The organism is Streptomyces phytophilus (genome assembly GCF_013870535.1).
In the GTDB taxonomy this organism is placed as follows: Bacteria; Actinomycetota; Actinomycetes; order Streptomycetales; family Streptomycetaceae; genus Streptomyces; species Streptomyces phytophilus.
In genome coordinates this window covers 1-9,630 of sequence record NZ_JACBXC010000110.1, presented here as the reverse complement: position 1 = coordinate 9,630, position 9,630 = coordinate 1, and the positions used below count along the sequence as shown (strand labels likewise).

At 72.0% G+C, this 9,630-nt stretch carries 12 protein-coding genes; 4 read left to right on the top strand and 8 right to left on the bottom strand.

What is annotated here, in order from left to right; all coding sequences use genetic code 11:
• Window positions 1-508: flavin reductase family protein (locus tag H5J30_RS08940; protein WP_258563201.1), on the top strand; the 508-nt coding region annotated here is incomplete at its 5' end.
• 186 nt (window positions 509-694) lie between these two features.
• Here the strand turns inward: H5J30_RS08940 and H5J30_RS08935 are convergent.
• Complete coding sequence (locus H5J30_RS08935; RefSeq protein ID WP_181786738.1) at window positions 695-1,423, bottom strand: dienelactone hydrolase family protein; 729 nt, start codon at window positions 1,421-1,423, stop codon at window positions 695-697.
• A 214-nt stretch (window positions 1,424-1,637) separates the two neighbouring features.
• Complete coding sequence (locus H5J30_RS08930) at window positions 1,638-2,222, bottom strand: TetR/AcrR family transcriptional regulator (RefSeq protein WP_181786737.1); 585 nt, start codon at window positions 2,220-2,222, stop codon at window positions 1,638-1,640.
• A 95-nt stretch (window positions 2,223-2,317) separates the two neighbouring features.
• On the opposite strand from H5J30_RS08930, the gene H5J30_RS08925 reads away from it, so the two are divergent.
• Window positions 2,318-3,178 (top strand): NAD(P)-dependent oxidoreductase, encoded by an 861-nt coding sequence (locus H5J30_RS08925; RefSeq protein ID WP_181786736.1) that lies wholly within the window; start codon window positions 2,318-2,320, stop codon window positions 3,176-3,178.
• Here H5J30_RS08925 and H5J30_RS08920 read toward each other — a convergent pair whose 3' ends face one another.
• Window positions 3,179-3,403, bottom strand: a complete 225-nt coding sequence (locus H5J30_RS08920) for a DUF397 domain-containing protein (RefSeq protein ID WP_181786734.1) — start codon at window positions 3,401-3,403, stop codon at window positions 3,179-3,181.
• On the bottom strand, window positions 3,342-4,226 hold the full coding sequence (locus H5J30_RS08915) for a helix-turn-helix domain-containing protein (protein ID WP_181786732.1): 885 nt from the start codon (window positions 4,224-4,226) through the stop codon (window positions 3,342-3,344). The genes H5J30_RS08920 and H5J30_RS08915 overlap by 62 nt, the downstream gene beginning before the upstream one ends.
• A 165-nt stretch (window positions 4,227-4,391) precedes the next feature.
• On the opposite strand from H5J30_RS08915, the gene H5J30_RS08910 reads away from it, so the two are divergent.
• Window positions 4,392-4,838, top strand: a complete 447-nt coding sequence (locus H5J30_RS08910; protein WP_181786731.1) for a nuclear transport factor 2 family protein — start codon at window positions 4,392-4,394, stop codon at window positions 4,836-4,838.
• Here H5J30_RS08910 and H5J30_RS08905 read toward each other — a convergent pair.
• The 3 genes from H5J30_RS08905 to H5J30_RS08895 are packed head-to-tail and all read right to left on the bottom strand — an operon-like array spanning window position 4,835 to window position 8,312.
• The gene (locus tag H5J30_RS08905) at window positions 4,835-5,578 is read right to left on the bottom strand and encodes a succinate dehydrogenase/fumarate reductase iron-sulfur subunit (RefSeq protein WP_181786729.1); all 744 of its coding nucleotides are present in this window, start codon (window positions 5,576-5,578) and stop codon (window positions 4,835-4,837) included. The genes H5J30_RS08910 and H5J30_RS08905 overlap by 4 nt on opposite strands.
• Entirely contained in the window at window positions 5,575-7,524 is a 1,950-nt protein-coding gene (locus H5J30_RS08900; RefSeq protein ID WP_181786727.1) for a fumarate reductase/succinate dehydrogenase flavoprotein subunit, read from the bottom strand. Before H5J30_RS08900 ends, H5J30_RS08905 begins: the two co-directional genes overlap by 4 nt.
• 2 nt (window positions 7,525-7,526) lie before the next feature.
• Entirely contained in the window at window positions 7,527-8,312 is a 786-nt protein-coding gene (locus H5J30_RS08895) for a succinate dehydrogenase (RefSeq protein ID WP_181786725.1), read from the bottom strand.
• A 94-nt stretch (window positions 8,313-8,406) separates the two neighbouring features.
• Between H5J30_RS08895 and H5J30_RS08890 the strand changes: the two genes are divergently transcribed.
• Complete coding sequence (locus H5J30_RS08890) at window positions 8,407-9,339, top strand: LysR family transcriptional regulator (protein ID WP_181786723.1); 933 nt, start codon at window positions 8,407-8,409, stop codon at window positions 9,337-9,339.
• A gap of 56 nt (window positions 9,340-9,395) precedes the next feature.
• Here H5J30_RS08890 and H5J30_RS08885 read toward each other — a convergent pair.
• The coding region (locus H5J30_RS08885) for a glycoside hydrolase family 3 C-terminal domain-containing protein (protein WP_181786721.1) at window positions 9,396-9,630 on the bottom strand (235 nt) is incomplete at its 5' end.

Sequence of the window (9,630 nt, the reverse complement as noted above, 5' to 3'; positions counted from 1 at the left end):
CACGACGTGCGGGCTGCGCGGCGCGCAGGGTGCGTGCGGCTCGGACGGGGCGTGCGGCCCGCACGGCATGACCGCCAACTCGCTGCTGTCGGTCTCCCTGCACCCGCCGACCCTGCTGATCTCCCTCCAGCGGGGCAGCCGCACGCAGGCACTCATCCAGGAGACGGGCGCCTTCACCGTGAACATCCTGGCCGCCGGCCAGCACGCCCTGGCCGACCGCTTCACCCGCCGCGACACCTTCGGCACCGACGAGTTCGCCGGCGTCGACCATCGCCCGTCGCCGTGCGGCGGCGGCCCGGAACTGGCGGGGAGCGCGGCGGTCCTGTCGTGCCGTACGACGCGGCAGGTGGAGGTCGCCGACCACACGCTGATCATCGCGGAGGTGACGGCGGTCCGCGCGGGGGGACCGGGGGAGCCGCTGCTCTACCTGGACCGGAGGTACCGGACGCCGGGCGAGGGGGGAGGCGACCGGGGCCGGACCCCCTCGAACGCGTCCTCGACGCCGTGACCGCCGGCCCTTCCCGCCCCTGGAACTCCGGGGCCGTGGGGGCCGGCCCCGGCCCACGGGCACCCGCCGAGAGCCCGGCAGGTGCCCGTGGTGCGCAGAGAGCCGGGCAAGGCCGGGACCCGCCCCCGGAGGAGCGGCATCCTGGCCGACACGGCTACCGTCCGCGGGCGGCCCGACGGCCCGGCGTCACTTCAGGTGCCGGGCGAAGAACTGGGCCGCGGCGTCCCCTGCGAACTGCGGGACGCCGGTGTGCCCGCCCATGTTGGCGTGCAGGGTCTTCTCCTCGGAGCCGAAGGCGTCGAACAGGTCCAGGGCCGCCTGCCGGTCATTGCCCTCGTCGTCCCACTGGAGCAGGACGTGCAGCGGAATGGTGACCCGGCGGGCCTCCGCGAGTATGGCGCGAGGGACGAAACTCCCGGCGAACAGAACGGCGGCCGAGATCCGCGGCTCGACCACCGCCAGCCGGGTCCCGATGGAGATCACTCCCCCCGAGTACCCGACCGGGCCGCCGATCCCGGGCAGCCCGAGGAGGGCGTCCAGGGCGGCCTGCCATTCCGGGACCGCCCGGTCGACCAGGGGAAGGATGAGGTTGTCGACGATCTCCTCGCCGACCGGCCCGCCGGCCTCCAGTGCCCCGCGCAGATCGGCGAGGGCCCGCTCGGCGGCGGGCCAACGGGGCCGCTCACCGCTTCCCGGGAGTTCGATGGCGGCCGTGGCGAAGCCGTCCGCCGCGGCGTGCCGGGCCCGGTCCGCCAACCGGGAGTAGGTCTTGCGCAGCCCGAGAGGAGGAGGGCTGAGCAGGATCAGCGGCGCCGGTACGGACGGGGGCGTCCACAGGATGCCGGGGATCTCGCCGAGGGTGAACTCGCGCTCGACGACAGCGTCGTCGAGACGCCGTTCAGAAGTGAACCGCATGGTCGTGCCTTTCGGGAGGGCGCTTGAGACGGCGCTCCCGGGCGACGACCTATCGCCCGACCGTGACCCCGGAGGAGAGCACCCATGTCGATACGTTCACGGGTACCACCTCCTCGCTCTCTCGCACGGCCTCCCGGAAGGTAGCAGCGGCGGCCCGGTGGCGCCAAGCGGGTTTCGCGGAGGCAGTGCCGTTCCGGGTCTCGTACGGCCGCGGTTACGGGCGGTAGGAGCGGACCAGGCGGGCCAGATGCGTTCCGGCGAGGTCCAGAGGGGTCGTGCTCCGGGTGATCTGGGCGGTCATCTCGGCACCTTCGAAGGTGCTGACCACGGTGTGGGCGAGGTCGCTCGCGGTGTCCTCGTCCATGCCGGCGGCCGTGAGCTTGTCGCGGACGATGCCGTGCCAGTTCGCGAAGGCGCGCTCGGCGGCGTCGCGGACCTGCGGAAGGCGGCGCGCGCTCGCCAGTGCGGTGGTGGTGACGGGGCATCCGTCCATCCACTCGGAATCGCGCATGCCGGTGGCGAGTTCGCGGGCGCAGGTGACCATCGCCTCCGCCGGGTCGTCCTCGCGTCCCATGGCGGTACGCAGCAGGTCCGCGAACTCGCGGTCGCCGTGGCCTATCGCCTCGACGGCCAGCGCGACCTTGCCACCCGGGAAGAAGTGGTACACCGAGCCCAGCGTGGCCTCGGCCTCCCGCGAGATGTCCTTGAGACCCGTCCCCTCGTAGCCCTGCCGCTGCATCAGCCTCGACGTGGCGCGGACGATGCGGTCCCTGGTGCCGACCTCGTGCTTGGTTCGCATACGGCACAGAGTACTGGATAGAGCGTTCGTTCTAGTGGTCTGCTAGGGTCGACGCCGTCTGGATAGAACGCTCATTTTAGTTCCGGGGAGCCGTCATGCCTGAAAACTCCGTCACCGTCATCGGCCTGGGCCCCATGGGCCGTGCGATGGCCTCCGCCTACCTCGACCGCGGGTACGGGGTGACCCTGTGGAACCGCACGGCTGCTCGCGCGGACGGCCTGGTCGCGCGCGGCGCCCGGCTGGCCGGCAGCGTCGAGGAGGCTTTGCGCGCCAGCGAACTGGTGGTGCTCAGCCTCACCGACTACGACGCCGTGTACGCGATCCTCGAACAGGCGCCGCAGGCGCTGAGCGGACGCACCGTCGCCAACCTCACCTCGGACACCCCGGCAAGGGCGCGCGAAACCGCCGCATGGCTCGCCGACCGCGGTGCCGTGCAGATCACCGGAGGCGTCCAGACCCCGCCGTCGGGAATCGGCAGCGCGGATGCGGCAACGTACTACAGCGGCCCGGCCGACGCGATCGCCAGGCACCGGGCCGCCCTTGAGGCGCTGACCGGCATCGAGTACCTCGGCGAGGACCCCGGTCTCGCGGCGCTGTACTACCAGATCGGGATCGACATGTTCTGGACCGGTCTGGTCGGCTACCTGCACGGCCAGGCGGTGGCCGTGGCCAACGGCATCTCTGCCGAGCAGTTCCTCGAACACGCGGTGAAGACCATGGACTTCAGGTACTTCCTGGAGTTCTACGCACCACGCATCGACGCCGGGAACCACGAGGGCGACGTCGACAACGTGGGCATGGCCGTGGCCAGCCTGACGCATGTCGTGCACACGGCCGAGGACTCAGGCGTCGACGCCTCCGTCCCGGCCGCGGTCCTCGACCTGTTCCGCCGCGGAGTCGCCGCGGGCCGGGAACGCGACAGCCTGACCAGTCTCACGGAGGTGCTCAAGCGGTAGTCAGCCAAGTGCACGCAACTCGCCGGTCTTCACGTCGGCGATGAACGCCGCCCAGGCGTCGGCGGAGAAGGTGAGGGCGGGCCCGTCCGGGTCCTTGGAGTCCCGGACGGGCACGACGCCGCTCACGGCGAGGTCGGGTGCCCACTCGACGCAGTTGCCGCCGTCACCGTTGCTGTGGCTGGACTTGACCCAGCGGGTGCGGGGCGGGTGAGGGGTGGTGCTCATGGGAAAGCGCCTCCATCGCGGATCGGATCACTGCCGCCGTATCTCGCGGCGACAGGGCATAGGCCCTGAGCAGATCGTAGGCCCGGCGTCGCTTGCGAGCGCCCTCGGCTGTCTCGATCAAGTGGCCGGTCGTCATGCCCTCTTCGTAGGCCACCGGCATGTCGTCGAGGGTGAGCAGGGTCAATGACCCGCCCATCAAGCCATGTTCTCCGTGTGCGAAGGGGAGAACCTGTACGACGGTGTTCAGAGTGTCCGCGAGCGGGAGCAACTTCGCCAGCTGGGCGCGCATGACGTCCGGGCCTCCGATCGGGCGCCGGATCACCGCTTCGTCAAGGATCACCGAGAGATAGGGCGGCGCCGCCGACTGGAGGAGCTGCTGGCGGCCCAGGCGCGCCAGGATCTTGTCCTCGACTTCGTCGGCGCCCATCTCCGGGTTGGCCGCGCGGAACACCGCGCGTGCGTACTCCTCCGTCTGGACCAGGCCGGGAACGATGTGGCCCGAGTACTCCTCGATGCACCGCGCCCGCGCTTCCAGTTCCATCCGGCGCTTGTACTTGTCGGGGTGCACCTCGTGCCGAGCGACGCCGTACAGGCGTCCGAAGTGGCCGTCCGTGCCGAAGCAGGCGTCCAGTTTCTCGCTCAGGTCCGGCGGCGGGATCGCCTCCGCCGTCTCGATCCGGGCCAAGTGGCTCCTGCTGTACATCACGACGCCGGACAGCGCCTCCAGCGACATCCCGGCGTTGTTCCGGTACCGGCGGACCTCCGATCCGTACAGGTCGCGGGCGGAGCGGTCCGGGTGCAACTCACGCGGCTTGGCGGCCATGCGCAAACCTCCATGTCCTCTGTCTGGTCGGGGACATCAACGTGCCCAGAGCCTGGCGACGGAAAGTCGCAGCACGGTTACAGGACGTAACACTCCCGGGGGATTGCCAACCTGCCGTCGGATTCCTGCCAGACAGCACCGGGGGCGGGCGGCAGCCTGGGGCGCATGACGAGCGCACAGACCACAGACGCGGCGGCGGTGCTCCGCGGCATGTATGAAGCCGAAGCCGTGTACCTGGCAGCCGGCGGCCCCGGCGTGGCCTCCTTCGACACGCTCGCGCCGTACTTCGCGCCGGACGTCGTCCTGCACCAGGCCGAGGCGTTGCCGTACGGGGGGACGTGGCGCGGGCACGACGGGATGGCGGAGTTCTTTCTCGCCATGGCCGACACGTGGGCGGAGTTCGAGCTGCTGGAGCAGCGGTTCCTCGCCACCGGTGAGACGTCGGTGGTGCACACGCAGGTACGGGTCCGGGCCCGTACCACCGGGCGGGAGCTGACCTTCCCGATCCTCCAGACGATCACGATCGAGAACGGCCGGATCGCCGAGGTACGCCCCTTCTACTGGGACACGGCAGCCATCGCCGCCGCGTGCACCACCCGCCGCGCGCTCTAGGCCGACTTGCGGGCCGCGCGGAGGAACTCGCGGTTCAGGGACGAGATGGCCTGGAGGGGGATGCCCTTCGGGCAGGCGACCGCGCATTCGCCGGTGTTCGTGCAGCCGCCGAAGCCCTCGTCGTCCATCCGGCCGATCATGTCCAGCACGCGCGACTCGCGCTCCGGGGCGCCCTGCGGCAGGGCGCCCAGGTGGACGACCTTCGCGGCGGTGAACAGCATCGCCGAGCCGTTGGGGCAGGCGGCGACGCAGGCGCCGCAGCCGATGCACTCCGCGTGTTCGAAGGCCGTCTCCGCCGCCGGCTTGGGGACCGGGGTGGCGTGGGCGTCGGGGGCGCTGCCGGTGGGGGCGGTGATGTAGCCGCCGGCGCCGATGATGCGGTCGAAGGCCGAGCGGTCCACGACCAGGTCCTTCACCACCGGGAACGCCGCCGCCCGCCACGGCTCGACGTCGATGACGTCGCCGTCGGCGAAGGACCGCATGTGCAGTTGGCACGCCGTCGTACGCTCCGGGCCGTGCGCCTGGCCGTTGATGACGACCCCGCAGGCGCCGCAGATGCCCTCGCGGCAGTCGTGGTCGAAGGCGACGGGCTCGTCACCGGTGAGGATGAGGCGCTCGTTGAGGGTGTCCAGCACCTCCAGGAACGACATCTCCGGCGTGGCGTCCTCGACCTCGTACGAGACCATCTCGCCGGTCGCGTCGGGGCCCGGCTGGCGCCAGACCCGCAGGGTCACCTTCACTGGTAGCTCCGTTGCGTGGGGATGACGTACTCGAATTCCAGGTCCTCGCGGTGGAGGACCGGGGCGGTGCCGGTGGCGGTGAACTCCCAGGCCGCGGCGTACGAGAAGTGCTCGTCGTCGCGCGCCGCCTCGCCGTCCGGGGTCTGGCTCTCCTCGCGGAAGTGGCCGCCGCAGGACTCGGCGCGGTGCAGCGCGTCGAGGCACATCAGCTCGGCCAGCTCCAGGTAGTCCGCGATGCGGTTGGCCTTCTCCAGCGACTGGTTCAGCTCCGCGCCGGTGCCCGGCACCTTGATCCGGCGCCAGAACTCCTCGCGCAGCGCCGGGATCCGCTCCAGCGCCTTGCGCAGCCCCGGCTCCGTACGGGCCATGCCGCACTCGTCCCACAGCAGTTCGCCCAGCTCGCGGTGGAAGGAGTCGGGGGTGCGGTCGCCGCCGACGGCGAGCAGCAGGTTCAGGCGGTCCTCGGTGTCCGCCACGGCCTCGGCGACCGCCGGGTGGTCGGGGGAGACCTCCTCGGGGCGGTGGCGGGCGAGGAAGTCGCCGATGGTGGCGGGGAGGATGAAGTAGCCGTCGGCCAGGCCCTGCATGAGCGCGGAGGCGCCGAGGCGGTTGGCGCCGTGGTCGGAGAAGTTCGCCTCGCCGATGGCGAAGAGGCCGGGGACGGTGGTCTGGAGGTCGTAGTCGACCCACAGGCCGCCCATCGTGTAGTGGATCGCGGGATAGATGCGCATGGGCACCTGGTACGGATCCTCCGCCGTGATCCGCTCGTACATCTCGAAGAGGTTGCCGTACCGCTCCTCGACCGCCTCCCGCCCCAGCCGCCCGATGGCGTCGGCGAAGTCGAGGTACACGCCCTGCCCGCCGGGGCCGACGCCGCGGCCCTCGTCGCAGACGTTCTTCGCGGCGCGCGAGGCGATGTCGCGCGGGACGAGGTTGCCGAAGGAGGGGTAGAGGCGCTCCAGGTAGTAGTCGCGCTCGTCCTCGGGGATGGCGTTCGGCGGGCGGGTGTCGCCGTGGGCCCTGGGCACCCAGATGCGGCCGTCGTTGCGCAGCGACTCGCTCATCAGCGTCAGCTTCGACTGGTGTGCACCGGAGCGCGGGATGCAGGTGGGGTGGATCTGGGTGAAGCAGGGGTTGGCGAAGTACGCGCCGCGGCGGTGGGCCCGCCAGATGGCGGTGGCGTTGGAGTTCTTGGCGTTGGTGGAGAGGTAGAAGACGTTGCCGTAGCCGCCGGTGGCCAGCACGACGGCGTCGGCGAGGTGGGTCTCGATCCGGCCGGTGACCAGGTCGCGGGCGACGATGCCGCGGGCCCGGCCGTCGACGACGACCAGGTCGAGCATCTCGGTGCGCGGGTGCATCTCGACGTTCCCGGCCTCGATCTGCCGGGACAGGGCCTGGTACGCGCCGAGGAGGAGCTGCTGCCCGGTCTGCCCGCGGGCGTAGAACGTGCGCGAGACCTGGACGCCGCCGAAGGAGCGGGTGTCGAGCAGGCCGCCGTACTCGCGGGCGAAGGGCACGCCCTGGGCGACGCACTGGTCGATGATCTCGACGGAGACCTGCGCGAGGCGGCGCACGTTGGACTCGCGGGCGCGGAAGTCGCCGCCCTTGACGGTGTCGTAGAAGAGGCGGTGCACGGAGTCGCCGTCGTTGCGGTAGTTCTTGGCGGCGTTGGTGCCGCCCTGGGCGGCGATGGAGTGGGCGCGGCGCGGGGAGTCCTGGTAGCAGAACTGGACGACGTGGTAGCCCTGCTCCGCGAGGGTGGCGCCGGCGGCGCCGCCGGCCAGGCCCGTACCGACGACGATGACCTTGTAGCGGCGCCGGTTGGCGGGGTTGACCAGCCGGGCGGTGAAGCGGCGGCGGTCCCAGCGCTCGGAGATGTCGCCGGGCGGGGCGGCGGCGTCGGCGACCGGTTCGCCCTCGGTGTACTGCGCGTAGGTCGGGGACATCTTCAGTTCACGACTCCCGTCATGACGGCCACGGGGATGGAGATGAAGCCGCCGGTCAGCACCAGCGCGGAGGTGTCGGTGACGACCCTGAGGGCCCGCTCGCGGGCCGGGCTCGCGGCGCCGAGGGTCTGCACGGCGCTCCAGAAGCCGTGCCGCAGGTGCAGACCGAGGGCGAGCATCGCGGTGATGTAGATGGTGTTGCCGTACCAGGTGGAGAAGGTGGCGACGGTGTTCTCGTACGGGTGGCCGGTCCGGGCGTTCTCGTTCACGGTCAGCGTCGTCAGGTCGAGGATGTGCCAGACGACGAAGAGGCCGAGGATCACCCCGCCCCAGCGCATCGTGCGGGTCGCGTAGCTCGCGCGCCGGCGCTTGTGGACGTACGCGACCGGGCGCGCGGCGATGTCGCGGCGGCTGAGCTGGTACGCCGTCACGCCGTGCAGCACGACCGCCGCCACCAGCACGACGCGGATCATCCACAGCGCCCACTCGTAGTGCAGGACCGGGCCGCCGAGGGTGCGCAGCCAGTGGCCGTAGCTGTTGAACTCCTCCGCGCCGAAGAAGATCTTGATGTTGCCGACCAGGTGGGCCACGAGGTAGCCGACCATGATCAGGCCGGTGACGGCCAGCACCGTCTTCTTGCCGACGGTGGAGCGCCACAGCAGCGCGGGGAGCGACGGCGGGTAGCGCTTGGGGCGGGTCGGCTCCGGGGCGGGCTTGCCGGAGGTGCGCTTGCCGGAGGTGCGCTTGTCCGAGGCGGGCTTCGACGCCGACTTCGTGGTCAGGGCCATGACTGTGACGGTAAGGAGGGGACGCCCCATCCGTCCAAGACATGAAATCGCTGCTTTCGATAGGCGATGGCTATCGTGGGGCTACGCTTGATCCATGCACCCGCAGCAGCTTCGCTACTTCGCCGCCGTCGCCGAGACCCGCCACTTCACCCGGGCCGCCGAGCGCGAGCACGTGGCGCAGCCGTCGCTGTCGCAGTCCGTACGGGCGCTGGAACGGGAGCTGGGCGCCGAGCTGTTCCACCGGGCCCGCGGGCACATCACGCTCACCGACGCCGGCGAGGCGCTGCTGCCGCTGGCGCGGCGGATCCTCGCCGACACCGAGACGGCGCGGCGGGAGGTCCAGGAGGTCGCGCAGCTGCGGCGGGGGCGGGTGCGGCTGGGGGCCACGCCGAGCCTGTGCGCGAGCCTGGTGCCGGACGCGCTGCGTACGTTCCACGCCCGCTACCCGGGCATCGAGCTGCACGTGCACGAGGACGGCTCGCAGGACCTCGTACGGACGCTCGCGGCCGGCGAGCTGGACCTCGCGCTGGTGATCACGCCGCTGGCGGGGCAGGCGCCGGCGCTGACGACGACGGAGCTGCTGCGGGAGGAACTGGTCGTGGTCTCGTCCCCGGACGCGCCGCCGGTCACGGGGAGCGGGGCGGGCGGCGCGGGCGGGGGCGGCGGGATCCGCATCGGGGACCTGCGGGGGCGGCCGCTGGCGATGTTCCGGCACGGGTACGACCTGCGGGAGCTGACGGTCGCGGCGTGCCGGGAGGCGGGCTTCGAGCCGGAGTTCGGGGTGGAGGGCGGGGAGATGGACGCGGTGCTGGGGTTCGTGCGGGCGGGGCTCGGGGTGGCGGTGGTGCCGAGCATGGTCGCGGAGCGCTCGGGGCTGGTGACGACGGCGTTCGCGGCGCCGGGGCTGCACCGGACGATCTCCGTGGCGCACCGGGGCGACGTGTCGCCGCCCCGGGCGGCGCGGGAGCTGCGCCGGCTGCTGATCGGCGCGGTGGGCGGCGGCGCGGCGGCAGCGCGGGGCGGCTGAGGGGGAGGCGCACGCGGCCGTGACGGACCGGGGCACGGCCCCGGCCCGCCCGGCGGTCAGTACTCCAGGCCGTGTCCCAGCGGGTACAGGTCCGTGTCCGGCGTGCCCAGTTCCGGGATGGCCACCGGCAGGCGGCCAGTCGGGTGCAGGTCGCCGTAGAGCGCGTCGACCGCCCGCGTCAGCACCCCCGTCCCCGTGCCGTACGTGCACAGGTACGCCGGTGCCTCCGGGAACCGCCGCACGTCGTACGGGTTGCGTACCGCCACCACCACGACCGGCGTCCCCGACGCC

Bases quoted from the DNA above. Each gene is read 5' to 3' on its own strand.
- H5J30_RS08915 (WP_181786732.1), bottom strand. From the start codon at position 4,226: ATGGCCGCCAAGCCGCGTGAGTTGCACCCGGACCGCTCCGCCCGCGAC.
- H5J30_RS08900 (WP_181786727.1), bottom strand. From the start codon at position 7,524: ATGTCCCCGACCTACGCGCAGTACACCGAGGGCGAACCGGTCGCCGAC.
- H5J30_RS08920 (WP_181786734.1), bottom strand. From the start codon at position 3,403: ATGAGCACCACCCCTCACCCGCCCCGCACCCGCTGGGTCAAGTCCAGC.
- H5J30_RS08935 (WP_181786738.1), bottom strand. From the start codon at position 1,423: ATGCGGTTCACTTCTGAACGGCGTCTCGACGACGCTGTCGTCGAGCGC.
- H5J30_RS08930 (WP_181786737.1), bottom strand. From the start codon at position 2,222: ATGCGAACCAAGCACGAGGTCGGCACCAGGGACCGCATCGTCCGCGCC.
- H5J30_RS08895 (WP_181786725.1), bottom strand. From the start codon at position 8,312: ATGGCCCTGACCACGAAGTCGGCGTCGAAGCCCGCCTCGGACAAGCGC.
- H5J30_RS08925 (WP_181786736.1), top strand. From the start codon at position 2,318: ATGCCTGAAAACTCCGTCACCGTCATCGGCCTGGGCCCCATGGGCCGT.
- H5J30_RS08890 (WP_181786723.1), top strand. From the start codon at position 8,407: ATGCACCCGCAGCAGCTTCGCTACTTCGCCGCCGTCGCCGAGACCCGC.
- H5J30_RS08910 (WP_181786731.1), top strand. From the start codon at position 4,392: ATGACGAGCGCACAGACCACAGACGCGGCGGCGGTGCTCCGCGGCATG.